Source organism: Microbacterium sp. CFBP9023 (assembly GCF_034045055.1).
In the GTDB taxonomy this organism is placed as follows: Bacteria; Actinomycetota; Actinomycetes; order Actinomycetales; family Microbacteriaceae; genus Microbacterium.
This window is the reverse complement of record NZ_JAXCWI010000002.1, coordinates 683,379-706,666: the sequence shown is the minus strand read 5'-3', so window position 1 is coordinate 706,666 and position 23,288 is coordinate 683,379. Positions and strand designations below refer to the sequence as shown.

The following is a 23,288-nucleotide window of genomic DNA, read 5'->3' as shown; positions in this document are numbered from 1 at the left end:
TTCTACCGTTGAATGGGATTCCGCCTCAGCGGCGCCCGCCCAGTGCGCGCTCGATGTCCCGCGCCGCCGCGAGCAGTTCGCGCAGTGCCGGCTCGATCGGAGCCTCGCGGCGCAGCACGACCGAGAGCGCCGCCGCGACGCTCCCGGTCTCATCGTGCACGGGCACGGCGACACCCGTGGATACGGCCTCGATGTATCCGGGTGCCGCTGCATGCCCGACCGCCCTGACCTCGGCGAGCTTGCGACGCAGCGCGGCCGGGTCGGTGATGGTCTCAGCGGAGACCGCGGGCAGCGGACCGGCGAGGACGCGCTCCTGCACCGCCCGGTCGGCGTATGCCAGCAGGATGAGCCCCGATGACGACGCATGCAGGGGAAGGCGCCCCGCCACCCGGGTGACGTTCGAGCCGGATTCCGGGCTGCTGAGGCGTTCCAGGAACAGTGCTTCGTCCTGCTCCAGAATCGCCAGCTGGGTGTGCTCGCGCACCCGCGACTGCACTCGCTCCATGAAGGGCAGCGCCGCCTGACGAAGACGCAGGGCATGGGACGACCGCGTGGCGAGCTCCCACAGACGCATCCCGATGCGGATCCTCCGGTCGTCGTCGCGTTCGAGCATTCCGGCATCGACGAGCTCGCCCACGATGCGATGCGCGGAGGACGCGGGCAGCCCGGCCCTGCGGCCGATCTCGGCGGCGCTCTGCACGGTGCGCGCGGGCGTGAACGTCTCGAGCACGCGGATCAGTCGTTCGGTGACGGAGTCGCCCGAGGAGGAGTTGGCCATGCGTCGATGATCGCACGCAGCGCGCCTCGTGTCTCATTGGATGGGAATCGGACACCATTCGTCCGACCCGGGGATCAGGATGCTGTGAACGCAGCCCGCCGTGTCGAAGGAGACACCCATGACCGCCTCATCCGGAACGATCGCCGCCGCGCCCGAGTCGCTGCTCGCATCGCCCGTTCAGGTCAGTCAGGCCGAGATCACGCAGGAGATCGTCGACCTGCACGCGTCACTCGAGCGCCGGGAGGCCGCGGGTGAGGTGCTCCCCGCGACGATGCACGACTTCGCGCCGTATCGCTCGAGCCTGCTGCGGCATCCGACGAAGAACCCGCGCCTCGTCGACCCCGAGACCATCGAGCTGCTGTCGCCCGCGTTCGGACAGCGCGATGTCGCGGCGATCGAGTCCGACCTGACCATCCAGCATGCGGGGGAACCCCTCGGCGAGCGGATGACCGTGCGCGGGCGGCTGCTCGACTCCTGGGGCCGTCCGATCGCCGACCAGCTCATCGAGCTGTGGCAGGCGAACTCGTCGGGCCGGTACATCCACCAGCGCGATCAGCATCCGGCCCCGCTCGATCCGAACTTCACCGGCGCCGGTCGCGCGATCACCGATGCCGACGGCGAGTACCACTTCACCACGATCAAACCGGGGCCCTATCCGTGGAAGAACCACGCGAACGCCTGGCGGCCCGCGCACATCCACTTCTCGGTGTTCGGCTCGTCGTTCACCCAGCGGCTGGTGACGCAGATGTACTTCCCGGGCGATCCCCTCTTCGCCCTGGACCCTATCTACAACACGATCTGGCGGCAGAAGGACCGCGATGCCCTCATCGGCGTCTACGACCACGATCTGACATCGCCGGAGTGGTCGACGGGCTACCGCTTCGACATCGTCGTCGACGGCCCCGACGCCACGTGGTTCGAGCAGGAGGAGGCGTGAGCATGTCCGTTCCGACCAGGACCCGCCGACCGACGCCCGGACAGACCGTCGGTCCGTTCTTCGCGTACGGGGTCGAGTACCCCAAGATGCACGAGATCGCCTCGCCGCACTCACCAGGCGCCATCCTGCTCGCCGGCACCGTGCGCGACGGAGCGGGCCACCCGATCCCGGATGCGTTCATCGAGATCTTCGGAGCGGATGCCGACGGCGCCGTGCCCCGCGCCCGCGGATCGTTCCGCCGCGACGACCACACGTTCACGGGATTCGGCCGTGCCTTCACGAACGACGAGGGCCGCTACGAGTTCTGGACGCGCAACCCGGGCCCAGCAGGCGCGCGCGCACCGTTCTTCGCGGCGATCGTCTACGCCCGAGGCCTGCCCGACAAGCTGCACACGCGCATATACCTGCCTGAGGACTCGGCAGCTCTCGATGCCGATCCACTGCTCGCCTCGCTGTCGGCGGAGGAGCGTGCGACCCTGATCGCGACGCGCACCCCCGACGGCTGGCTGACACACGACATCCGCCTGCAGGGCGACGGGGAGACGGTGTTCCTTGTCTACTGAGGCGATCGGCGGCGTCGCGCGCGTCGAGCAGGAGGAGGCGAGTCATGACGGCATTCGATGAGGGGCTGCTCTCGCCGGTGACGGCCGGGCACGACGAGGCGGTGAGCGATGCGGCCGTGCTCGAGGCGCTGGTCTGTGCCGAGCAGGCGCTGGTCACGGCCTATCGCGAGATCGGGATGCTGCCCGAGAGCGAGCATGAGGTGATCGTGCGCGTGTTGCGCGGGGATGCTTCCGCGACCGATGCGGTCGATCTGCCCGCCCTCGTCGCGGCGTCGGTCGACGGAGGGAATCCGGTCATCCCCCTCGTCGCGCAGCTGAAGGACCGCGTGCCGGAGCCTCTGCGTCCCTGGGTCCACCGCGGCGCGACGAGCCAGGACATCGTCGACACCGCGATGATGATCATCGCCCTCGCCGCGGTCGAGCGCGTGCGCGAGTCTCTGACCGGGGTCGTCGACGGGTTGCGCGGAGTCGCCGAGCGGCACGGCCGCGATGTCGTCGCGGCGCGCACGCTGACCCAGCACGCTCTGCCGATCACCCTGGGAGCTCGGGTCGCGACCTGGGCGCGAGGCGTCGACCGGGCGATCACCCGACTCGCTGCGCTGGAGTTCCCGGCGCAGCTCGCGGGAGCGGCGGGCACCCGCGCGTCGTTCGTCGAGATCACGGGCTCCGTCGACAGAGCCGAGTCGCTCGTGGAATGGTTCGCGCGGCACGCTCGGCTCGAGACTCCCGCCGAGTCGTGGCAGGTCACACGCTGGCCCATCACCGAGCTCGGCGACGCCCTGGTGCAGACCATCGACGCGCTCGGCAAGATCGCGAGCGACGTGGCGACGTTGAGCCGCACCGAGATCGGCGAGCTGAGCGAGGGACGCGGCGGCGGGTCGTCGGCGATGCCGCAGAAGCAGAATCCCGTCGCATCGACGCTGATCCGCTCCGCCGCCCTGCGGGCGCCGCACCTGGGAGCGACACTGCACCTCGTCGCAGCGCTGGCCGTCGACGAGCGGCCCGATGGCGCATGGCACGCCGAATGGCCGACGCTGCGCGAACTACTCCGACTCGCGCTCGGCGCCTCGGCGCACGCGTCCTCGCTCGCCCGGAGCCTGCGCGTCGATCCGAGTGCGGCATCGCGGAACCTCGCGCTCACCGGCGCCCTGATCGTCAGCGAGCGGCTCGCGATCGTGCTCGTGCCCCTGATCGGGCGGGCGAGATTCGACGAGCTCATCGCGTCGGCCGCCGAGGGCGCCGATCTCGGAGAGTTCGTGCGCGCGCTGCCCGAAGCCGTGGATCTCGACCTCGACGGCCTGCTCGACCCGGCGTCCTACACGGGCGCCGACGGATCGGAGGATGGCCGATGATCGAGCTCGCGTACACCGAACCGATCGGACCATCCGGCGCCCCGCTGCTCATCCTCGGCCCGTCGCTGGGCACTTCGACGATCCTCTGGGAGTCGGTCGCCACGACGCTCGCGACGTCGCACCGTGTCGTCGCCTGGGACCTTCCGGGGCACGGAGCCTCGACTCCCGCGACCGTGCCGTTCTCGGTGGCCGACCTCGCGGATGCGGTCGCCGCCGCGGTTCGGGATCGGGGAGCCGACAGCGTCCGCTACGCCGGCGTCTCGCTCGGCGGAGCAGTCGGCCTGGAGCTGCTGCTGCGGCATCCGGCTCTCGTCGAGAGAGGTGCGATCCTCTGCTCGGGCGCGGTGATCGGCGAGGCCGCGGCCTGGCGCGAGCGCGCCGCGAGAGTGCGTGCCGAGTCCACGTCGGCCCTGATCATCGCCTCAGCGCAGCGCTGGTTCGCGCCCGGCTCCGTCGCCGCGCATCCTGATCTCACCGGACGACTGCTGCACGCGCTGCAGGACGCGGACGACGAGAGCTACGCACGATGCTGCGAGGCGCTGGCCGAGTACGACGTGCGCGCGCGACTGCACGAGATCGACGCCCCGGTGCTCGCGATCTGGGGCGAGCACGACCAGGTGACGCCTGAGAGCTCCGCGCGAGAGATCGCCGACGGCGTGCGCGACGGACGGACTGCCGGTGTCGCGTCCGCGTCGCACCTCGCACCGGTCGACGCCCCTGCCGAGATCTCCGCCCTGCTCGATGACTTCCTGAACGAGAGGAGCCGGCGATGACCGGTCTCAGCGATGACGAACGTCGGACCCAGGGGTTCGCGGTGCGGCGAGCGGTGCTCTCGGATGAGCACGTCGACCGTGCGATCGCCGCCACGACCGACCTGACCGCCGACTTCCAGGACTTCATCACGCGCGTCGCCTGGGGCGAGGTCTGGTCGCGTCCAGGGTTGGATCGTCGCTCGCGGTCGATCGCCGTGCTCTCGTCGCTCATCGCGCACGGTCATCACGAAGAGCTCGCGATGCATCTGCGCGCGGCTCTGCGCAACGGTCTGACCGTCGCCGAGATCCGCGAGGTGATCCTGCAGTCCGCGGTCTACTCGGGGGTCCCCGCGGCCAACACCGCGTTCCGCATCGCGGGCGAGGTCTTCGCCGCCGAGGGGGCATCGTGATCGACAAGACCGTGCCGGATGCCGCGACCGCGGTCGCCGGAATCGCCGACGGTGCCACGGTGATGATCGGCGGCTTCGGGCGCGCGGGGCAGCCGGTCGAACTGATCGACGCCCTCATCGCGCAGGGTGCGGGCGACCTGACGATCGTCGCCAACAATGCGGGCAACGGCGACACCGGGCTCGCAGCGCTGCTCGCCGAGCGGCGGGTGCGCAAGATCATGTGCTCGTTCCCACGGCAGCACGACTCCTGGGTGTTCGACGGCCTCTACCGCGCAGGTGAGATCGAACTCGAGATCGTGCCCCAGGGCAATCTCGCCGAGCGCATCCGGGCAGCCGGCGCGGGCATCGGGGCCTTCTTCTCTCCGACCGGCGTCGGCACCCAGCTCGCCGAGGGCAAGGAGGAGCGGTCGATCGAGGGTCGGCGCTACGTGCTCGAATACCCGATCGCGGCGGATGTCGCGCTGGTCAGCGCCCGCGCCGCCGATCGATGGGGCAACCTCGTCTATCGCGAGACCGCCAGGAACTTCGGTCCGGTCATGGCATCGGCGGCAGCTACGACGATCGTCCAGGTCGACGAGATCGTGCCCCTCGGGTCCATCGATCCCGAGACCGTCGTCACCCCCGGTCTCTTCGTCGATCGTGTCGTCGCCGTCGGGCGTCGTGCCTGGCTCGGCGACGCGGGGTTCATCGGCGGTGTCGACATCGAGGGTCGGCCGCTGGATGCCGCCGCCACCGGCACCGCCGGCGAAGGAGGCGTGCGATGACCACCCGCGTCACGCGTGACGAGCTCGCGGCACGGATCGCCGCCGACATCCCCGAGGGCGCCGTGGTCAACCTCGGCATCGGGGCCCCGACCCTGGTCGCGAACTTCCTGCCGGCCGACCTCGAGATCATCCTGCACACCGAGAACGGCCTCCTCGGCATGGGGCCTGCGCCGGTCGCGGACCGGATCGACCCCGACCTCATCAACGCGGGCAAGCAGCCGGTCACTGCGCTCCCCGGGGCCGCCTACTTCCACCACGCCGACTCCTTCGCGATGATGCGCGGCGGGCACCTCGACGTCTGCGTGCTCGGTGCCTTCCAGGTCGCCCAGAACGGGGACCTCGCGAACTGGTCGACAGGTGCACCGGGTGCGATCCCGGCCGTCGGCGGGGCCATGGATCTCGCGATCGGCGCGAAGCAGGTGTTCGTCATGACCGACCTGCTGGCGAAGGACGGCTCGTCGAAGCTCGTGACCGAATGCATTTACCCTCTCACCGGTGTCGGCTGCGTGACCCGCGTCTACACCGACCATGCGGTCTTCGACGTCGTCGACGGTCGTTTCGTCGTGCAGGAGGCCTTCGGCGACAACACCGTGGAGACGCTGCGCGCACTGACCGGACTGGAGCTCTCATGACCGCCTCCTTCATCTACGACGCGGTCCGCACGCCGTTCGGTCGAGCGGGAGGGGCGCTGGCGGGCGTCCGGCCCGACGATCTCGCGGCTGTGGTGCTCGCCGCCGTCCTCGAGCGCACGGGAATCGACCCCGCCCGCATCGACGACGTGCTCCTGGGTGATGCGAATCAGGCGGGGGAGGACAACCGCGACGTCGCCCGCTTCGCCGCCCTGCTCGCCGGCTTCCCGACGACGGTGCCCGGGGCGACGGTGAACCGCCTGTGCGGGTCGAGTCTCGAAGCTGTCATCCAGGGCTCCCGGGCGATCGAGACGGGCGACGCCGACATCGTGCTGGCCGGCGGGGTCGAGTCGATGAGTCGCGCACCGTATGTCGTCGAGAAGTCGCCGAAGCCGTGGCCGGCGGTCGGCAACCCGACGATGTGGAACACCGCGATCGGGTGGCGGATGACGAACCCGGCCCTGCCGAAGGACTGGACGATCTCGAACGGCGAATCGGCTGAGAAGCTCGCCACGGTGTTCGGGATCACGCGCGACGCGCAGGATGCCTTCGCGCTGCGCAGTCATCGGCGCTCCGCCCAGGCGTGGGCGGACGGTGTCTTCGACGGCGAGATCGTCGCTGTGCCCGGCATCGATCTCGCGCGGGACGAAGGCATCCGCGACGACACGACCCTCGAGAAGCTCGCGGGCCTGCGAGCGCTGTTCGCCGCCGACGGCACCGTCACGGCTGGCAACTCCTCGCCGATCAACGACGGCGCCTCTGCGGTCCTGCTCGGGGCCGAGGGCGTGATCGACGGCGAGCCGCTCGCGCGCATCGCCGGGCGAGGAGTCTTCGGCAACGACCCCGATGTGTTCGGCATCGCGCCGGTGGAAGCCGCGAATCGCGCGCTCACGCGGGCCGGGCGCACATGGGACGAGGTCGACCTCGTCGAACTCAACGAGGCGTTCGCCTCGCAGTCGCTCGCGTGTCTGGCCGGATGGCCGGACCTCGACCCCGACCGACTCAACGTGCACGGAGGCGCCATCGCGATCGGTCATCCGCTCGGTGCATCCGGGGGCAGGGTCGTGGCGCGAGCGGCGCACGAGCTCGTGCGCCGTGGCGGAGGCGTTGCGGTGGTGGCGCTGTGCATCGGCGTCGGCCAGGGGCTCGCGCTCGTCCTGGAGCGATGAGCACGGGCCGCTGTCGTTGCTTATGCGCGTATCAGTACTACTTATGACGAAAGCACGCATAAGAGGATAGATTCGTCCTGTCGCGACGACGCGGCACGACAAGGAGACCCAGTTCCGATGCTGCTCGAACGAGACATCCTCCAGGCCACCGGCTTCCGCAACGTCAGCGATGAGAGCGGAGCGACGACCGGATTCCAGATCAGGCTCCGCATGCCGTCGTATCGCGGCATGTCCGCGTCGTTGATCGACGGGGTCGCCGTGCGGGTGGGCGATGTCGTCGATGTCCCTGCCGAGGTGCCACTGTGGACGCTCGGCGGTGCGACGTACACGCTGCAGCAGCTGTGGGACGGCGACGGGGTGCGCTGGCCGCTCGAGGAGGCCGCGGTCGTGACCGTGCCGCTCGCCGGCGGGCTTCCGGACGGCATCCACGAGGTGTCGATCGAACTGCGTCTGCGGATGTCGTACATCCCGATCGAGCACCAGCCGTCGACCTACCGCGAGACGCGGCACATCACCCTCACCTCCGACAGAGACGGCGGCCCGTTCCAGTACGGCGTCTCGCTCTACAGCTACATGACCGACTTCGGCACCGTGCTCGACCTCGAGACCGCCTTCCGCCACGTCGCCGACGTCGGCGCCACGGGCATAGAGATCCTCGGCGAAGGGCACGTCGCTGGCTACCCGACCCCGTCGACGGCCTGGCTCGATCGCTGGTTCGAGCTGCTCGACACGTATCGCCTCGAGCCGACGAACTACGGATCCTGGATCGACACGCGACTGCACTCGAGCGGCCGCAACGCCCGTGACCTGACCGGTGCGGAGGGCGCCGAGATCCTGCAGCGAGACCTGCGACTCGCGAAGCAGCTCGGCTTCCGATTCGTGCGCCCGAAGATCGGCGTCGTATCGAGCGATCTGGTGCCGCATCCGGCATGGACCGAATCGGTGGAACGATCGCTCGACCTCGCGGCCGAGCTCGACGTGATCATCTGTCCCGAGATCCACTCGCCCACGCCCATCAAGCATGAGGTCGTCGACGACTACATCGACCTCATCGAGCGCACGGGAACGGCGCACTTCGGCCTGCTGCTCGACACCGGCATCTTCCAGGACCGACCGATCGCGCTGCGCCCCGGTGAGCTGCCGGGCCAGCGTCCCGCCTTCATGGACGGCATCGCCGTCGACCCCGCCGACATCGCCGACATCGCGAAGTACGTCGTGTTCATCCAGGCGAAGTTCCACGACATCGACGAGAACCTCGACGATCAGCAGATCCCGTGGGAGCCGGTGCTGCGGGCGCTGAAGGACTCCGGGTACACGGGCTACCTCTCCAGCGAGTACGAGGGCGCCCGTGACCCCTGGCGCTCGATCGAGCAGATCCGCCGCCAGCACTCCCTTCTGCGACGTGTCGTCGCAGGGCTCGACTGACATCTCACGAAGGACGCATCATGCCCAATGGACTCATCCAGCAGGACAGCCTGCGCGCGCACCCCGACGGCGTCGCCCTCGCCCTCACCCTGCCCTGGTACCGCAGCCTCTGGCTGTCGTCGGTCAGCACGATCTCCGTCACGGTGGACGGAGAGGAGGTGCCCCCTGAGGATCTGCGCGTCGAACTCGACGGTCGCACCTATCGGATCGACGAGCTGCCGGAGCAGAGTGAGACGCTCTGGTTCCTGCAGCAGCATCCGCTGCTCGTGGTGCGTCGTGACCGGCCGCTCGCCCTCGGCGAGGCGCATCGCATCGGCATCGCCGGCGACCTGCGGCTGCCGTACATGCAGATCGCGCCCGGCGCGGACGGCGGCCCGGGGATGTACGTGCCCAACGTCGTGCGGCAGTCGCTCGACCTGACCGTCAGGCAGGGGCCGGATGCCGCGCCCGCGCTCGTCTCCGAGGCCGCGCCACCACCGCCGGCCACCGAGTCCGACCCCTTCCGCCTCGGGCTGACGCTGTACTCCGCCAGTGCGGAGTTCCGCGCCGGCTGGTTCGACTTCGACGGCCTTCTCGATCGCGTCGCAGAGCTGGACATCGGCCCCGGCATCGAGATCGTCGCGTCGCAGATGGTGCCCACGTATCCCGTGGTCTCCGACGACTTCCTGCGCACCTGGCGTGCGGCGTTCGATCGCCACGGGTTCGACGCGAGCTCGTTCGGCGCCAACCTCGACATGGGTCGCCGACGCGATCGCGACATGACGCCCGACGAGGAGTTCGAGTTCAGTGAGCTCCTGTTCGAGGGGGCCAAGAAGCTCGGCTTCCCGCTCGTGCGCATCCAGAGCGCGAAGCCCGAGCTGCTGCGACGGCTGCTTCCGGTGGCCGAGCGGCTCGAGCTCCAGCTCGCGTACGAGATCCATGCGCCGATGGGTCCGAACTCCGAACCGATCCTCCGCGTGCGCGAGACGTATGCCGAGCTCGACTCCCCGCTGCTCGGGTTCGTGGCCGACTTCTCGTCGACCATGCACTCGATGTCTCCGACCCTGCTCCGAGCGGTGCGACGAGCGGGTCTCGATGACGAGGCGGTCGGACGACTGCAGGAGATCTGGGCGACCGACGCCACGATGCGCGAGCGCCAGGAGGAGTTCATCGGCTACCTCCGCGGACGCGACTTCGACCCGGGTCGGCTGGGATCCTTCGCGCACCTCGCCTTCAACATGCACGGACACGTCGCGCCGTCCGAATGGGCCGACATCATGCCGCAGATCACCCATGTGCATGCGAAGTTCTATGACATCGACGAGCAGGGACAGGAGCCGGCGATCGACTATCCCGAGCTCGTGCGGGTGTTCGTCGAGGGCGGCTACCGGGGCTACTGGTCGAGCGAGTGGGAGGGCCATGCCTTCGCCGAGCTCGGTGAGGTGGATCCGCTCATCCTCGTGCGTCGCCAGCACGACCTGATCCGGGAGAGCATGCGCAGCGTCACGGCCGTCGTCTGACGCGCTGCGGGCGCGGTCAGTCGTCGGCGTGAGCGCCGGACTCCACGATGCGTCCCGCCTCCTGGAAGAGCTCCACCATCCATGCGTGCTCGGGGTCGCGAGCATGCACCGGATGCCACCACAGCGCGTGCACGAGCGGAGTGGGCTCGAAGGGGAGCTCGACGATCCGCACGCCGCCGAGCCGTGCGGCGAGGGGCGCGAGCGCCCGCTGGATCAGGCCGATGCGACGCGTGCCCGCCACGTAGAGGGGGAGGGCGAGGAAGCTCTCGACGACGGCGTCGACGCGCGGTTCGACGCCGAGCTGCTGGATCTGCCGGCTCGCCGAGGTGAACGCGGTGCGCGACTGGTAGGTCATCACGTAGGGGCGTTCGGCGAGGTGCTCCATCGTCAAGTCGCCGTCGATACCGTGCTCGCCGTCGGCGACGAGGGCCACCCATTCGTCGCGCCAGAGGTCGGCGTAGGCCAGGTCCGAGAGGAAACCGTGGGGGATGATCATCCCGTCCACGGAACGCAGCCGGTTCGGTGCGTCCTCGACCACGGTGGGGTTGTGCAGCATGAACCGGAAGCGCACCCCGAGCCCGCGCTCGGCGGCCAAGCGCGAGACCACGGCGCCGATGGTGGCGAAGCCGTAGTCCGACCCGTAGATCGAGAACTCACGCGTCGACTCGGCGGGGGTCCAGGTCGCCTGGCTCTCGAACACGCGTCTGGCGGCTTCGAGGGCGGTCGTGGTGTGCTCGGCCAGACGCAGGGCGAACGGCGTCAGCTCGTACGTGTTGCCGCGTCGAGCGAGGATCTGGTCGTTGAAGTGGGTCCGCAGGCGTGACAGCGAGGCGCTCAGAGCGGGCTGGCTGAGGTGCAGCCGTTCCGCCGCCCTGGTGACGCTGCGCTCGGTGAGCAGAGCGTCGAGCGACACGAGCAGATTGAGGTCGAGTCGGGACAGCAGGGCATGGTCGGTCACCACAGTGTGATCCTTCGGCATCGGGTTGCGTTGCCCCATCCTATCGACCGAATCTATCCGGCAGGGGGCGACCATCGGTGCGCTGGATGGGTTCCTGGCCCCGTTCAGGCGGACTTATGCGATGCATCCAAAGCACTTATGTGTGTTTCTGACCAATCGGGTCGATACTGGCAGAACAGCACAGGACTCAGGCCCCTGAGTCCCCGACAACGTAGTCAGAAAGGCTGGACATGTCACAGCACTCTCGATCTCGCGTCCTCCGCACAGGCGTTCTCGCCGCGGCGACAGCGGGCATCGTCATCCTCGCCGGATGCTCCGGATCCGCCCCCGAAGGCGGCACCGGCGACTCCGGCGGAGACCAGGCATTCAGCTTCACCTTCGCGACCTCGAACAACCTCGAGAGCCCGTACGAGTCCCTCGCCAAGGCGTACATGGACGCGAACCCCGACGTGAAGATCACGCTCAACCCGACGCCGAACGACAAGTACGGCGAGACCATCCGCACCCAGCTGCAGGCCGGCAACGCCTCGGACGTCATCCAGACGACTCCCGGCTCGGGCGATGCGCGCGGTCTCATCCCGCTGGCCGAGGCAGGATTCCTCGAGCCGCTGGGCGACACCGCGACGGGCCTCGTGCCGGCGGGAAGCGAGCCGATCTTCGAGATCGACGGCGAGACCTACGGCCAGCCGATGGACTTCACCATCGCGGCGGTCGTCGCCAGCATGGGCACGGCCGCGATGAACGGACTGGACGAGTTCCCGACCGACGAGGAGTCGCTCTACGCGGCCTGCGACGCTCTCGCGGCCGACGGCAAGTCACTGCTGGCCCTCGCGGGTGCAGCCGGACCGAACGCGGGACTCACCGCCCAGGGCATCGCCGCCACGCGCGTCTACGCCGAAGACCCCGACTGGAACACCAAGCGCGCCGACGGCGACACGACGTTCGCCGAGTCCGACGGGTGGAAGGACACCCTCCAGACCCTCATCGATCTGAAGGACGGCGGCTGCTTCCAGCCCGGCGCCGAGGGCGGCGGCTTCGACGCCATCACCAACGGTCTCGCCCAGGGCACCTCGGTCGGCAGCTTCATCCCCTCGGGGTCGGCGGTCGAGATCGCGACAGCCGCTCCGGCGGAGGCCGACTTCAAGGTGCAGCCCTTCCCGGCCGCGGATGGCGGAGACCCGTACATCCTCGCCAGCTCGAACTACACGATCTCGATCAACGCGGCCTCGAAGGTGAAGCCCGCGGCGGAGGAGTTCGTCGAGTGGCTCGCCACGGACGAGGCTCAGGAGCTGTACTACGAGAAGTCCGGCCTGCTGCCCATCTCGGGCTACGAGAACCTCGACCTCTCGGACACCATCTACTCGCCGGTGGTCGACCTCATCGCAGACGGCTCGTACGCCACGCTGCCGAACAACATCTGGCCCAACCCGTCGGTCTACGAGGCGCTGCAGGTCGGTGTCCAGGGACTGCTCACCGGGCAGAAGACGATCGACCAGGTGCTCCAGGACATGGACAACGCCTGGGGCGACTGACGACGAGGGCCGTCCGGGTGTCGCGCACGCGCACCCGGGCGGCCGCTCCCATAACTCGCACGACGACGTACGAACATGAGGGAATCATGAGCCTGAGGACAGAGTCCGAGACCGAGCTGGTGATCGTGCCGAAGAGCTCGCAGAACGGACGCCGCCGCCCGCCCGCTCCGCGCAGGCCCGGTCTGCTGAAGTTCGGCCACTGGTGGTGGGCGCTTCCCGGGATCATCCTCGTGCTCGCGGTGCACTACGTGGCCACGACGATCGGCGGCTTCTTCGCCTTCACGGACTGGTCGGGAATCGGCACGTTCGCCTGGATCGGGTTCGACAACTTCGTGAAGATCTTCGGCGATCCGACGCAGATCGGCTCCCTCGGCAACACGCTCTTCCTCGCGTTCGTGTCGGTGATCCTCAGCAACATCGCCGGCCTCGCGCTGGCTCTGGGGCTGAACCGAGGCCTGAAGACCCGCTACGCGCTCCGCGTGCTCTTCTTCATGCCGGTCGTGCTCAGCCCGCTCGCGGTCGCCTACGTGTGGAAGTTCATCTTCGACTACAACGGGCCGATCAACGCGTTCCTCCGGGCACTGGGACTCGACGAGTTCGCCCGTGCCTGGGTCGCCGACCCGATGTGGGCGATCTGGACGATCCTCGTGGTGGTCGTCTGGCAGAACATCGGCTTCGCGATGGTCATCTACATGGCGGGCCTCGCCGCGGTGCCGGTCGAGATCGAAGAGGCCGCCGCGATCGACGGCGCCAACCTGTGGCAGCGCTTCTGGCACGTCACGCTGCCGTCGATCCGCCCCGCCGTCGCGATCGCGACGACACTCGGTCTCGTCAACGGGCTCCGCATCTTCGACCAGATCATGGCGATGACCGGCGGGGGACCCGCGGGCGCGACCGAGACGCTCGCGACGCAGGTCTACAAGGAGTCGTTCGCCCTCGGCAACTTCGGATACGGTGCCGCGCTCGCGCTGCTGCTCACCGTGATCATCCTGGTGTTCGCCATCATCCAGCAGCGTCTGACCAACGGTCGCCCCGAGGAGGACTGACATGTTCCGCTACACGAAATTCACCGCGCTGCGCGAGGTACTCATCTGGATCATCGCGATCGTCTTCCTGGCCCCCTTCTACTTCCTGATCACCACGGCGCTGAAGTCCGACCAGGAGGTCATCACCTCGTCGAACCTCGCGCCTCCGACCAGCCCCGACCTCGGCAACTTCGTCGAGGTGCTGACCGCTCAGGGAAACTCGAACGTCGTGCTCGGACTGGTGAACAGCATCATCATCACCGCGGGCAGCATCCTGTGCCTCGTGCTGCTCGGAGCGATCACCGGCTACGTGATCTCCCGCAGCACCCGCCGATGGAGTCGCACCGCCTACATGCTGTTCCTCATCGCGATCGTGCTGCCGACCCAGCTCGGCACCGTGCCCCTGTACATCGGCGCCCGCACGCTCGGCCTCACCGGATCGCTCTGGGGGATGGTCATCCTCTACACCGGGATGCTGCTGCCGCTGTCGATCTTCCTCTACGCCGGCTTCTTCCGCAGTCTCGGCACCGAGTACGAGGAGGCCGCGACGATCGACGGAGCGTCTCGCACGCAGATCTTCTTCCGCATCGTGCTGCCGCTGATGTCGCCGGCCACGGGAACGGTCGCGATCCTCGCGGGGCTGATCGTCTGGAACGACTTCTTCACCTCGCTGATCTTCCTCGGCGGCTCCGCGAACCAGACCCTCCCGGTCGCGATGTACTACTACATCGGCTCGCTCGTCTCGTCGTGGAACAAGATCTTCGCGATCGTCATCGTGTCGATGATCCCGATCCTCGTGTTCTACCTCTTCGCCCAGAAGCGCTTCATCCAGGGCTTCGCGGGCGGTCTCAAAGGCTGACCGCCCGGCGGTGCTCCGGCACTCGCCGTCCTCCACCGACCCCTTTCACCGCCTCCTCTGCACCGACGTCCCGTCGAGAAACGAGCATCATGTACCTTCTTGCGCCCAATATCGAGCTCCTCTTCACCGAGGCCGGCGACTACCACGACCGGGTGAGGGCCGCCGCGGCCTCGGGATTCACCGCCGTCGAGATGTGGGGGCCGACCGGAGCCGACGCCCCCGCCACCCCGAAGGACATCCCGGCACTCAAGGCAGCGCTCGAGGAGACCGGCGTGCAGCTGACCGCTCAGCTGGCCGAGCCCCGCACGCAGTTCATGATCCCGCCGTGGGACCACACCGAGTTCTTCCGCAAGCTCGACGAGGGCGTCGACATCGCCAGGGAGCTGGGCACGCCGCGCCTCGTGGTGGGCAGCGGCACCGGTTTCGGAGGCTGGAAGCGCCAGGTGCAGCTCGACAAGCTGATCGAGATCTATCAGAAGGCGATCGCGCAGATCGGCGGGTCGGGGGTCACCCTCGTGCTGGAGCCGGTGAACGTGCGCGTCGACCACCCGGGCTCGCTGCTCGATCGGACGGCCGAGGCCGTCTACGTCGCCCGAGGCGTCGACTCGCCCGACTTCGGGGTGCTCTACGACATCTACCACTCGGCGGTCGAGGGGGAGGACATGGCCGCCGAGCTGGAGAACGCGGGCGACGTCATCAAGTACGTGCAGCTCGCCGACGCGCCCGGTCGGGGGGAGCCCGGCACCGGGTCGCTCGACTGGGCGGAACGCTTCGGCATCCTCCGGGCCTCCGGATACGACGGGCCGATCGGCCTGGAGTACTACCCGCAGACCGCCTCCGTGGAGTCGGTCCGACTCATCCGAGAGGTCGCGGCGGCAGCATGAACCCGCGTGACTACCCCGCATCGGTCGACGTCGTCATCGTCGGCAGCGGGCCCAACGGCGCCGCCTACGCGCGTATCCTGAGCGAGCTGGCACCGGACGTCTCGATAGCGATGTTCGAGGTCGGTCCGACCGTGTCGGATCCCCCGGGATCTCACGTGAAGAACATCGAGGATGCCGAGCAGCGGGCTCTCGCCCAGGCGCGGTCTGAGGGGCCGGGCGAGCGCGCGGCGACGATCTCCGATCCCGGTGCGGCCAAGTCGGGGCAGCGCCGCGGACGTGCCGGAACCTACCTGCTGCCCGACGGCTATCGCGTCGAGGGCGAGGACGGCATGCCCGTCGCCGCCTTCTCGAGCAACGTCGGCGGCATGGGCGCGCACTGGACCGCCGCGTGCCCTCGGCCCAACGACAGCGAGCGCATCGACTTCCTTCCCGATCTCGACGAGCTGCTCGCCGAGGCGGAGAGACTGCTGGGGGTGACGACCGACGCGTTCGACTCGTCGCCCTTCGCGACCATCGTGCGGGAACGGCTCTCCGCCGCGGTCGACGCGGACCGCGACCACGCCCATCGGGCGCAGCGGATGCCGCTGGCCGTGCATCGCCGCGACGACGGTCGCCTGGTGTGGTCGGGGTCGGACGTCGTGTTCGGTGACGCGACGCGGACGAATCCGCGCTTCACCCTCTACGACGAGTCGCTTGTCACACGCGTGCTGACCGAGGGCGGCGCCGCGTCGGGGGTCGAGGTCCGTGATCTGCGCAGCGGAACGCTGCAGTCGGTCGCCGCCCGGTGCGTGGTCGTCGCCGCCGACGGACTGCGCACCCCGCAGGTGCTGTGGGCGTCGGGAATCCGTCCGGAAGCACTCGGGCGCATGCTGAACGACCAGACGCAGGTCGTGTTCGCCGCGCGTCTGCGTGACGTGCACGCCGGGTCCGAGGATGCTGTCGCAGCGTCGGGCGCGCTGAGCGAGCAGAGCGGCGTCACCTGGGTGCCGTTCACCGATGCGATGCCGTTCCACGGCCAGATCATGCAGCTCGACGCCTCGCCGGTGCCGCTCGCAGAGGACGATCCGATCGTCCCGGGCTCGATCGTCGGTCTCGGCCTGTTCTGTGCCAAGGACCTGCAGTGGGACGACCGCGTCGAGTTCTCGGACGATGTCGTCGACGGCTACGGGATGCCGGCCATGACCATCCACTACACGCTCACGCCGCACGATCACGCGGTGATGGATCGTGCCCGTGAGGAGATCGTGCGCCTCGGTCGCGCTGTGGGGGACCCTCTCGACGAGCGTCCGTTCACGATGCCGGCCGGGGCCTCGCTGCACTATCAGGGCAGCACGCGCATGGGCCAGACCGACGATGGTCGCAGCGTCTGCTCGCCGGACAGCGAGGTGTGGGGCATCCCGGGCCTCTTCGTCGCGGGGAACAACGTGATCCCCACGTCGACGGCCTGCAATCCGACGCTGACCTCGGTCGCTCTCGCCGTGCGCGGGGCGAGGAAGATCGCCGGATCTCTGCGCTGACTCTTGCTTATGCAGGAAAACGACATTAGTCTGTTTAAATCAAGACAAAGTAGTCAAGGAGAAGCACGTGATCCCCGATCGCATCATCGAACAAGGCACGCTCGCCGTCGACGGCACACGCGCGTCGGTGGAGGTGCGCCTCCCCTGGTACCGCGCTCTGCCCGGCAGCTGCATCGCCGGAGCGACGCTCACCATCGACGGCGTCGAGGCGCCGTCCGACTCGCTGCGCTGGCGCATGAACGGTCGGGAGTTCCGCTTCGACGAGCTCCTCGATGAGACAGGGGAGTGGTGGTTCCCCGTCGACTCGGCGGTGCTCTCGGGCCACCTGCCGATCACGGCGGACGACGAGCACGAGGTGCGGGTCGACCTGACGCTGTACATCCCCTACATCATCATCTCGGACACCGAGACGCTGCACATCGAAGAGCACGACACCAAGACCATGACCGCGCGTCAGGCACAGGAGGTGGCGGCATGACCGCTCAGGGCACACCCATCCAGGGCGTCACGCTGTACAGCTTCACCCGCGCCTTCCACGGTCGCGAATACGACCTCGAGCAGCTGATCCGCAAGGTGGCGGACGAGGGCTACGGGCCCGGTCTCGAGATCATCGGCTTCTCGAGCTTCCGCGGCTTCCCGCACATCGAGGACTCCTTCGCCGGGTGGTTCCGCGACCTGATCGACGAGGTCGGCCTGGTCACCACCTCGCTCGCCGTGAACGCCGACATCGGCATCCATCGCGATCGTCTGCTGACGCAGGACGAGCTCATCGACTACATGACCCTGCAGATCAAAGCGGCGGCGAAGCTCGGCTTCCCGATCGCCCGCGTGCAGATCTCGATCACCCCGGACTCGATGGAGGCGCTCGCGCCGATCGCCGAGGAGCACGGGGTGACGCTCGCCCTCGAGGTGCATGCCGATCAGTACGCCTCGCATCCGCGCATCCTGGCGCTCCGCGACCGCTACGAGAAGGTCGGATCGCCCTTCCTCGGATTCACCATGGACTGGGGCGCCACGGTCTCGGGCTTCGCGCCCTCGCTCATCGAGGCCTACCGCCGGCGTGGTGCGTCGGAGGAGCTGCTGGGCAAGGTCGTCGACCTGTGGAACACCTACTACGAGCAGGGCCCGCCGGCGGATCAGGCGGTGCACGGGCAGCGCTTCGGATCCTTCATCGGACTCGCCGCCCAGAACGGTCGACCCGACCTCGGCATCGACTTCGGCATCAACGGCACCGGCCTGTTCGGACCCGCGCGCGTCGACGACTGGCTCGAGATCATGCCGTGGGTGAAGCACGTGCACGGCAAGTTCTTCGGAATCGACGAGAACGGCGAAGAGCCGTCGGTGCCGGTGCGCGACCTCATCATGCTGCTCGTCGAGAACGGCTACTCCGGTGCCGTGTCGAGCGAATACGAGGGCTGGCACTGGAACCACTGGCAGAGCCCGTTCGAGATCATCGCCGGCGAGCAGGCCGTTCAGCGCTCCGCGGCCGAGAACGCCGGCAGCCGCATGATCACCGACGCGGCCGAGGCGCACCGCGCGCTCGCCGCCCACCTCCCGCACGCTCTCACGAAGGGACTCCGCGCATGACCGACGGAATCGCCGGCACCGGCATCAAGCTGGGCATCACGCTCTACTCGCTCACCTCCGAGTTCGCCGCGGGGCTCTACACGCCCGAGACGCTCATCAAGGCCGCCGCAGACCACGGCCTGGGCCCCGGGATCGAGTTCAACATCGCGCAGATGCTGCGCACCTACCCCGATGTCGACGACGACTTCGTGCGGCTCTGGCGCGACAGCATGGACCGCTACGGGTTCGAGCCGAGTGCGATCGGCACGAACCTCGACATGGGCCGCCGCAAGGATCGCGACATGACCCCCGACGAGGAGCACGACTTCCTGGCCCGACAGCTCAAGACCGCGCACACGCTCGGCTTCAAGAAGGTCGTCATCCGCTCGCACGGCAAGGAGCTGCTGCGCAGTCTGCTGCCGTTGGCGGAGAAGTACGACCAGAAGCTCGGCTACGAGATCCATGCGCCGTCGGGTCCGAACAACCCGCAGGTGCTGCAGATGCGCGAGATGTACGACGAGCTGCAGTCCGATCGACTGGGCTTCACCGCCGACTTCTCGTCGACCATGCACTCGCTCTCGCCCACCCTTCTGCGCACCATGCGGCAGATGGGCATGCCCGAGGAGTACTTCGCCGTCATGGACGAGATCTGGCATGAGCCGACGCCCATGCACGTGCGCAATCAGAAGTTCGAGGACTTCCTGACGTCGGAGAACTTCGACTTCGCGCGCCTCGGACCCTTCACGCGCCTGGCGTTCAACATGCACGGCCTTGTGCCGCCGGAGGAATGGCTCGACATCATGCCGCAGATCTTCCACGTGCACGCCAAGTTCTACGACATCGGCCCCGACGGGGAGGAGCCCGCGATGGACATCCCCCGCATCGTGCGCCAGTTCGTCGAGGGCGGATACCAGGGGTACCTCTCGAGCGAGTGGGAGGGTCACGCGTTCTCGGACCTCGGCGAGAGCGACCCCATCGACCTCGTCAAGAAGCAGCACGACCTCATGCGTCGTGCGATCGAAGAGACCGCAGTCGCGGTCTGAATCGGAGACACTCATGGCCACTCACAACTCCCTGTTCTCCGAGAAGGACGTCCGCCGCACCGACACCGGCATCGCCGTCGCGGTGCAGCTGCCCTGGTACCGCAGCCTATGGCTGTCGGCCGTCGACGGCGTCGCCGCCCGTGTGAACGGCGTCGACATCCCGACCGAGTCGCTGCGGTTCGAGCTCGAGGGGCGCACCTACCGCGTCGATGAGCTGCCCGAGCAGCACGAGACGCTGTGGTTCGTCGCCGAGCGCCCTGAGGTCCTCATCGACCTCGACCCGGTGCCGCAGGCGGGCGACGCCCTCACCGTCGAGGTCGTGCTGACCATGCGTCTGCTCTACATGCAGATCATGCCGGGCGTCGACGGCGGCCCCGGGCGCTACGTCACCAACCGCGTCCCGGTGCAGCGCGAGGTCGTGCTCGCATGACCCGAGAGCCGGCGACCGGCCGCGCGCTGCGTGTCGCGATGATCGGCCACGGCTTCATGGGCGCGGCCCACTCGGTGGGCTGGCGTCAGGCGCCGCGGATGTTCGACCTGCCTGATGACGTGGAGATGGCGGTTCTCGTCGGTCGCACGGCCGACTCCGTGCAGCGAGCCGCCGAGCAGTGGGGGTGGGCCGAGACGTCGACGGACTGGCGCGAGGTCATCGCCCGGCCCGACATCGACATCGTCGACATCGTCACGCCCGGTGACTCGCACGCCGAGATCGCGATCGCCGCGCTCGATGCGGGCAAGCACGTGCTCTGCGAGAAGCCCCTCGCCAACACGGTCGAGGAGGCTGAGGCGATGGCGGATGCCGCCGCACGCGCGGCCGAGCACGGCGTGGTCTCGATGGTCGGCTTCACCTATCGGCGCGTCCCCGCTGCCACCTTCCTGCGCGATCTGATCGCGGAGGGGGTGATCGGGCGCGTGCAGCAGGTGCGGGCCGCCTACCGGCAGGACTGGCTCGTCGACCCCGAGATGCCGCTCGCCTGGCGTCTGCAGAAGGAGCACGCGGGTTCCGGGGCGCTGGGAGACATCGGCGCCCACATCATCGACCTCACGCAGTTCGTCACGGGGCAGACGGTGGAGGCCGTGACCGGCGTCACCGAGACGATCGTGTCTCGACGTCCGCTGAGCGCGGGGGGATCCGGGCTGTCCGGCACTGCCGGGGCGGGCTACGGCGACGTCACCGTCGACGATCTCGCGCTGTTCACCGGCCGGCTCTCGGGAGGGGCGCTGGCCTCTTTCGAGGCCACGCGCTTCGCGACCGGCCGCAAGAACGCGCTGACGATCGAGGTGTCGGGAGACCGGGGCGCACTGGCGTTCGACCTGGAGGACCTCAACAGTCTGCAGTTCTACGACCGCACCCTTCCCGACGACCGACAGGGCTTCACGAAGATCATCGTCACCGAGGCGGCGCACCCCTACGTCGCCGCGTGGTGGCCCGCGGGCCACATGCTCGGCTACGAGCACGGCTTCACGCATCAGGTGGTCGATCTGGTGCGCGGGATCCACGACGGCACCGCGCCGCATCCGAGCTTCGCGGAGGGCCTCGGAGTCCAGCGGGTGCTCGATGCGGTCGAGCGCAGCGCGGCAGACGATGCGGCCTGGGTGCGCGTGCGCACCGAGGCGCCGGTCGGCATCCGCTGAGTCCTCCACCCACCGCAGTCACACATCGCCATCCGTTCTACGAAGGAGTCGTTCATGGCACGTCCGATCACGCTGTTCACCGGTCAGTGGGCCGACCTCCCGTTCGAGGAGGTCGCGCGCCTGGCGGGGGAGTGGGGGTACGACGGACTCGAGATCGCCTGCTGGGGTGATCACATCGATGTCTCCCGCTGGGACGACGACGCCTATGTGCAGAGTCGTCGCGACATCCTCGAGCGCAACGGCCTCGGGGTATGGGCGATCTCGAACCATCTCACCGGGCAGGCGGTGTGCGACGATCCGATCGACGTGCGCCACCGCGACATCCTGTCGGACCGGGTCTGGGGTGACGGAGACCCCGAGGGCGTGCGTCAGCGGGCCGCGGAGGATCTGAAGGACACCGCCCGGTTCGCGGCGAAGCTCGGCGTCGCCACGGTGAACGGCTTCACGGGATCGAGCATCTGGAAGGCCGTGGCGATGTTCCCCCCGGCATCCGACGAGTTCATCGCCGCCGGATACCGCGACTTCGCCGACCGCTGGAATCCGATCCTCGATGTGTTCGAGGAGGTCGGGGTGCGCTTCGCTCTCGAGGTGCACCCCTCGGAGATCGCCTACGACTACTGGACCGCGAAGGCGACCCTCGACGCGATCGGGCATCGCAAGAGCTTCGGGTTCAACTTCGATCCTTCGCACTTCGTCTGGCAGCAGCTGGACTCCGTCGCGTTCGTGCTCGACTTCGCCGAGCACATCTTCCACGTCCACGTGAAGGAGTCGATCACCAACCTCGACGGCCGTAACGGCGTGCTGGGCTCGCACCTCGCGTGGGCCAACCCGCGCCGCGGCTGGACGTTCGTGTCGACCGGCCACGGGGCCGTGAAGTGGGAGCCGCTGTTCCGTGCGCTCAACGCGATCGGCTACACCGGCCCGACGAGCGTGGAGTGGGAGGACGCCGGCATGGACCGCCTGCACGGCGCACCGGAGGCGCTCGCGTTCGTTCGCGGGCTCGCCGCGATCACGCCTCCGGATGCCGCCTTCGACTCGGCGTTCTCCTCGAAGGTCGACGAGACCGCCTGATGGCCGACGTTCTGAACGTGCTCATCCTCTCGGGGCACATGACGATCGAGCACGACAACGAGCACCGCAGCTTCCGCACCCACAATCAGTGGCTGACGACGCTGCTCGAAGACACCGGGCGCTTCCGCGTGCGCGTGATCGAAGATCCGCGCGGCCTCGGCGCCGAGATCATCGACGAATACGACGTGATCATCGTCGTCTTCGAGGGGCGGGACGGCTACCACGACAGGGCCGTCGGCTTCGGGCCGGAGACGGATGCCGCGCTGCTGCGATTCGTGCACGACCGGGGCAAGGGCATCGTGTGGTTCCACGGCTCGGCGGTGCAGGAGGATGACTGGGGCTACCCGGAGGAGTACAACGTCATGCGCGGTGCGAAGCTCAGCGTGCCGACCGGCATCCGTCCCCGTCCGTGGGGTGAGGCGCTGCTGCGCACGACGGAGCCACGTCACGCGATCACCGACGGCATCACTGAGACGTGGACCGTGACGGGCGACGACATCCTCGTCGGGGTCGAGCTGTATGAGGGTGCGCAGGTTCTGCTGACGACCTTCGACGATCTCGAGTCGTACGAGAAGGCGCCCGTCTGGCCGATGTCGCACTATCCCGTCGCGATTCCCGCGGAGGGCATCGCAGCGCTGCCCGGGATGAACACCGATCAGCCGATCGCCTGGATCAACGACTACGGCTCGGGCCGCAGCTTCACGATCACCATCGGTCACGACATCGACACGTTCCGGCGCATCGAGTTCATCAGGATGTTCCCGCGCGGCGTCGAGTGGGCGGCCACGGGCGAGGTGAGCCTCGAGGGGCCGGATCGGCGCGGCGACCGTCGATTCCTGCCTTGGCCGTACTACAACCGCGAGGGCTGACCGCGACCTCGAACAGGCGACGGCCTCGAGCCTCCGATCAGGAGGCTCGAG

Annotated in this window: 24 protein-coding genes; 22 read left to right on the top strand and 2 right to left on the bottom strand. The window is 68.6% G+C overall.

From position 1 onward, the window contains the following. Positions 1–25 precede the first annotated feature (25 nt). Positions 26–778 (bottom strand): IclR family transcriptional regulator, encoded by a 753-nt coding sequence (locus tag SOM10_RS14000; RefSeq protein WP_187250171.1) that lies wholly within the window; start codon positions 776–778, stop codon positions 26–28. A 118-nt stretch (positions 779–896) separates the two neighbouring features. Between SOM10_RS14000 and pcaH the strand changes: the two genes are divergently transcribed. The 10 genes from pcaH (at position 897) to SOM10_RS13950 (ending at position 10,278) form a co-directional block, all read left to right on the top strand. Then, positions 897–1,715 carry a protocatechuate 3,4-dioxygenase subunit beta gene (gene pcaH / locus SOM10_RS13995; protein ID WP_320490591.1) on the top strand — a complete coding sequence of 273 codons (819 nt, stop codon included), beginning with the start codon at positions 897–899 and terminating at the stop codon, positions 1,713–1,715. A gap of 2 nt (positions 1,716–1,717) precedes the next feature. Then, a complete protein-coding gene (gene pcaG, locus SOM10_RS13990) occupies positions 1,718–2,278 on the top strand; it encodes a protocatechuate 3,4-dioxygenase subunit alpha (RefSeq protein ID WP_320490589.1) in 561 nt (186 codons plus the stop codon). 44 nt (positions 2,279–2,322) lie between these two features. Beyond that, complete coding sequence (locus SOM10_RS13985) at positions 2,323–3,630, top strand: lyase family protein (RefSeq protein ID WP_320490588.1); 1,308 nt, start codon at positions 2,323–2,325, stop codon at positions 3,628–3,630. Then, positions 3,627–4,403, top strand: coding sequence for an alpha/beta fold hydrolase (locus SOM10_RS13980; protein WP_320490587.1), 777 nt, complete (start codon positions 3,627–3,629; stop codon positions 4,401–4,403). Before SOM10_RS13985 ends, SOM10_RS13980 begins: the two co-directional genes overlap by 4 nt. Then, positions 4,400–4,792 carry a 4-carboxymuconolactone decarboxylase gene (pcaC, locus tag SOM10_RS13975; protein ID WP_187250176.1) on the top strand — a complete coding sequence of 131 codons (393 nt, stop codon included), beginning with the start codon at positions 4,400–4,402 and terminating at the stop codon, positions 4,790–4,792. Before SOM10_RS13980 ends, pcaC begins: the two co-directional genes overlap by 4 nt. After that, the gene (locus tag SOM10_RS13970; protein WP_320490586.1) at positions 4,789–5,556 is read left to right on the top strand and encodes a 3-oxoacid CoA-transferase subunit A; all 768 of its coding nucleotides are present in this window, start codon (positions 4,789–4,791) and stop codon (positions 5,554–5,556) included. Before pcaC ends, SOM10_RS13970 begins: the two co-directional genes overlap by 4 nt. Then, a complete protein-coding gene (locus SOM10_RS13965; protein WP_187250178.1) occupies positions 5,553–6,188 on the top strand; it encodes a 3-oxoacid CoA-transferase subunit B in 636 nt (211 codons plus the stop codon). The genes SOM10_RS13970 and SOM10_RS13965 overlap by 4 nt, the downstream gene beginning before the upstream one ends. Then, on the top strand, positions 6,185–7,354 hold the full coding sequence (locus SOM10_RS13960) for a thiolase family protein (RefSeq protein WP_320490585.1): 1,170 nt from the start codon (positions 6,185–6,187) through the stop codon (positions 7,352–7,354). The genes SOM10_RS13965 and SOM10_RS13960 overlap by 4 nt, the downstream gene beginning before the upstream one ends. Before the next feature lie 117 nt (positions 7,355–7,471). After that, positions 7,472–8,779, top strand: coding sequence for a C-glycoside deglycosidase beta subunit domain-containing protein (locus SOM10_RS13955; RefSeq protein ID WP_320490584.1), 1,308 nt, complete (start codon positions 7,472–7,474; stop codon positions 8,777–8,779). A 20-nt stretch (positions 8,780–8,799) separates the two neighbouring features. Next, on the top strand, positions 8,800–10,278 hold the full coding sequence (locus SOM10_RS13950) for a C-glycoside deglycosidase beta subunit domain-containing protein (protein WP_320490583.1): 1,479 nt from the start codon (positions 8,800–8,802) through the stop codon (positions 10,276–10,278). A 16-nt stretch (positions 10,279–10,294) separates the two neighbouring features. Here the strand turns inward: SOM10_RS13950 and SOM10_RS13945 are convergent, their stop codons facing one another. Next, a complete protein-coding gene (locus tag SOM10_RS13945) occupies positions 10,295–11,236 on the bottom strand; it encodes a LysR family transcriptional regulator (RefSeq protein ID WP_187250182.1) in 942 nt (313 codons plus the stop codon). Positions 11,237–11,466: 230 nt separating this feature from the next. Here SOM10_RS13945 and SOM10_RS13940 point away from each other — a divergent pair, with 230 nt between their 5' ends. The 12 genes from SOM10_RS13940 (at position 11,467) to SOM10_RS13885 (ending at position 23,237) form a co-directional block, all read left to right on the top strand. Further along, positions 11,467–12,768, top strand: a complete 1,302-nt coding sequence (locus SOM10_RS13940; RefSeq protein WP_320490582.1) for an ABC transporter substrate-binding protein — start codon at positions 11,467–11,469, stop codon at positions 12,766–12,768. Positions 12,769–12,854: 86 nt separating this feature from the next. Further along, complete coding sequence (locus SOM10_RS13935; RefSeq protein ID WP_187250184.1) at positions 12,855–13,814, top strand: carbohydrate ABC transporter permease; 960 nt, start codon at positions 12,855–12,857, stop codon at positions 13,812–13,814. Position 13,815: 1 nt separating this feature from the next. Beyond that, the gene (locus SOM10_RS13930) at positions 13,816–14,652 is read left to right on the top strand and encodes a carbohydrate ABC transporter permease (protein ID WP_187250185.1); all 837 of its coding nucleotides are present in this window, start codon (positions 13,816–13,818) and stop codon (positions 14,650–14,652) included. An 89-nt stretch (positions 14,653–14,741) separates the two neighbouring features. Beyond that, positions 14,742–15,536 (top strand): TIM barrel protein, encoded by a 795-nt coding sequence (locus SOM10_RS13925; protein WP_320490581.1) that lies wholly within the window; start codon positions 14,742–14,744, stop codon positions 15,534–15,536. Next, the gene (locus tag SOM10_RS13920; RefSeq protein WP_187250187.1) at positions 15,533–17,053 is read left to right on the top strand and encodes a GMC oxidoreductase; all 1,521 of its coding nucleotides are present in this window, start codon (positions 15,533–15,535) and stop codon (positions 17,051–17,053) included. Before SOM10_RS13925 ends, SOM10_RS13920 begins: the two co-directional genes overlap by 4 nt. 67 nt (positions 17,054–17,120) lie before the next feature. Continuing rightward, on the top strand, positions 17,121–17,531 hold the full coding sequence (locus tag SOM10_RS13915; RefSeq protein ID WP_320490580.1) for a C-glycoside deglycosidase beta subunit domain-containing protein: 411 nt from the start codon (positions 17,121–17,123) through the stop codon (positions 17,529–17,531). Then, the gene (locus SOM10_RS13910; protein WP_320490579.1) at positions 17,528–18,640 is read left to right on the top strand and encodes a sugar phosphate isomerase/epimerase family protein; all 1,113 of its coding nucleotides are present in this window, start codon (positions 17,528–17,530) and stop codon (positions 18,638–18,640) included. The genes SOM10_RS13915 and SOM10_RS13910 overlap by 4 nt, the downstream gene beginning before the upstream one ends. Then, complete coding sequence (locus tag SOM10_RS13905) at positions 18,637–19,662, top strand: sugar phosphate isomerase/epimerase family protein (RefSeq protein WP_120493742.1); 1,026 nt, start codon at positions 18,637–18,639, stop codon at positions 19,660–19,662. Before SOM10_RS13910 ends, SOM10_RS13905 begins: the two co-directional genes overlap by 4 nt. Before the next feature lie 13 nt (positions 19,663–19,675). Then, positions 19,676–20,092 (top strand): C-glycoside deglycosidase beta subunit domain-containing protein, encoded by a 417-nt coding sequence (locus tag SOM10_RS13900; protein ID WP_120493741.1) that lies wholly within the window; start codon positions 19,676–19,678, stop codon positions 20,090–20,092. Beyond that, a complete protein-coding gene (locus SOM10_RS13895; RefSeq protein ID WP_320490578.1) occupies positions 20,089–21,297 on the top strand; it encodes a Gfo/Idh/MocA family oxidoreductase in 1,209 nt (402 codons plus the stop codon). Before SOM10_RS13900 ends, SOM10_RS13895 begins: the two co-directional genes overlap by 4 nt. A 54-nt stretch (positions 21,298–21,351) precedes the next feature. After that, positions 21,352–22,368, top strand: coding sequence for a sugar phosphate isomerase/epimerase family protein (locus tag SOM10_RS13890; RefSeq protein ID WP_187250191.1), 1,017 nt, complete (start codon positions 21,352–21,354; stop codon positions 22,366–22,368). Continuing rightward, entirely contained in the window at positions 22,368–23,237 is an 870-nt protein-coding gene (locus tag SOM10_RS13885; protein WP_320490576.1) for a ThuA domain-containing protein, read from the top strand. Before SOM10_RS13890 ends, SOM10_RS13885 begins: the two co-directional genes overlap by 1 nt. Positions 23,238–23,288: the final 51 nt, after the last annotated feature.

What these genes read in the sequence shown, in the direction of transcription:
- SOM10_RS14000 (WP_187250171.1), bottom strand. Translation starts at nt 778, where the DNA reads ATGGCCAACTCCTCCTCGGGCGACTCCGTCACCGAACGACTGATCCGC.
- pcaH (WP_320490591.1), top strand. Translation starts at nt 897, where the DNA reads ATGACCGCCTCATCCGGAACGATCGCCGCCGCGCCCGAGTCGCTGCTC.
- pcaG (WP_320490589.1), top strand. Translation starts at nt 1,718, where the DNA reads ATGTCCGTTCCGACCAGGACCCGCCGACCGACGCCCGGACAGACCGTC.
- SOM10_RS13985 (WP_320490588.1), top strand. Translation starts at nt 2,323, where the DNA reads ATGACGGCATTCGATGAGGGGCTGCTCTCGCCGGTGACGGCCGGGCAC.
- SOM10_RS13980 (WP_320490587.1), top strand. Translation starts at nt 3,627, where the DNA reads ATGATCGAGCTCGCGTACACCGAACCGATCGGACCATCCGGCGCCCCG.
- pcaC (WP_187250176.1), top strand. Translation starts at nt 4,400, where the DNA reads ATGACCGGTCTCAGCGATGACGAACGTCGGACCCAGGGGTTCGCGGTG.
- SOM10_RS13965 (WP_187250178.1), top strand. Translation starts at nt 5,553, where the DNA reads ATGACCACCCGCGTCACGCGTGACGAGCTCGCGGCACGGATCGCCGCC.
- SOM10_RS13960 (WP_320490585.1), top strand. Translation starts at nt 6,185, where the DNA reads ATGACCGCCTCCTTCATCTACGACGCGGTCCGCACGCCGTTCGGTCGA.
- SOM10_RS13955 (WP_320490584.1), top strand. Translation starts at nt 7,472, where the DNA reads ATGCTGCTCGAACGAGACATCCTCCAGGCCACCGGCTTCCGCAACGTC.
- SOM10_RS13950 (WP_320490583.1), top strand. Translation starts at nt 8,800, where the DNA reads ATGCCCAATGGACTCATCCAGCAGGACAGCCTGCGCGCGCACCCCGAC.
- SOM10_RS13940 (WP_320490582.1), top strand. Translation starts at nt 11,467, where the DNA reads ATGTCACAGCACTCTCGATCTCGCGTCCTCCGCACAGGCGTTCTCGCC.
- SOM10_RS13935 (WP_187250184.1), top strand. Translation starts at nt 12,855, where the DNA reads ATGAGCCTGAGGACAGAGTCCGAGACCGAGCTGGTGATCGTGCCGAAG.
- SOM10_RS13930 (WP_187250185.1), top strand. Translation starts at nt 13,816, where the DNA reads ATGTTCCGCTACACGAAATTCACCGCGCTGCGCGAGGTACTCATCTGG.
- SOM10_RS13925 (WP_320490581.1), top strand. Translation starts at nt 14,742, where the DNA reads ATGTACCTTCTTGCGCCCAATATCGAGCTCCTCTTCACCGAGGCCGGC.
- SOM10_RS13920 (WP_187250187.1), top strand. Translation starts at nt 15,533, where the DNA reads ATGAACCCGCGTGACTACCCCGCATCGGTCGACGTCGTCATCGTCGGC.
- SOM10_RS13910 (WP_320490579.1), top strand. Translation starts at nt 17,528, where the DNA reads ATGACCGCTCAGGGCACACCCATCCAGGGCGTCACGCTGTACAGCTTC.
- SOM10_RS13905 (WP_120493742.1), top strand. Translation starts at nt 18,637, where the DNA reads ATGACCGACGGAATCGCCGGCACCGGCATCAAGCTGGGCATCACGCTC.
- SOM10_RS13900 (WP_120493741.1), top strand. Translation starts at nt 19,676, where the DNA reads ATGGCCACTCACAACTCCCTGTTCTCCGAGAAGGACGTCCGCCGCACC.
- SOM10_RS13895 (WP_320490578.1), top strand. Translation starts at nt 20,089, where the DNA reads ATGACCCGAGAGCCGGCGACCGGCCGCGCGCTGCGTGTCGCGATGATC.
- SOM10_RS13890 (WP_187250191.1), top strand. Translation starts at nt 21,352, where the DNA reads ATGGCACGTCCGATCACGCTGTTCACCGGTCAGTGGGCCGACCTCCCG.
- SOM10_RS13885 (WP_320490576.1), top strand. Translation starts at nt 22,368, where the DNA reads ATGGCCGACGTTCTGAACGTGCTCATCCTCTCGGGGCACATGACGATC.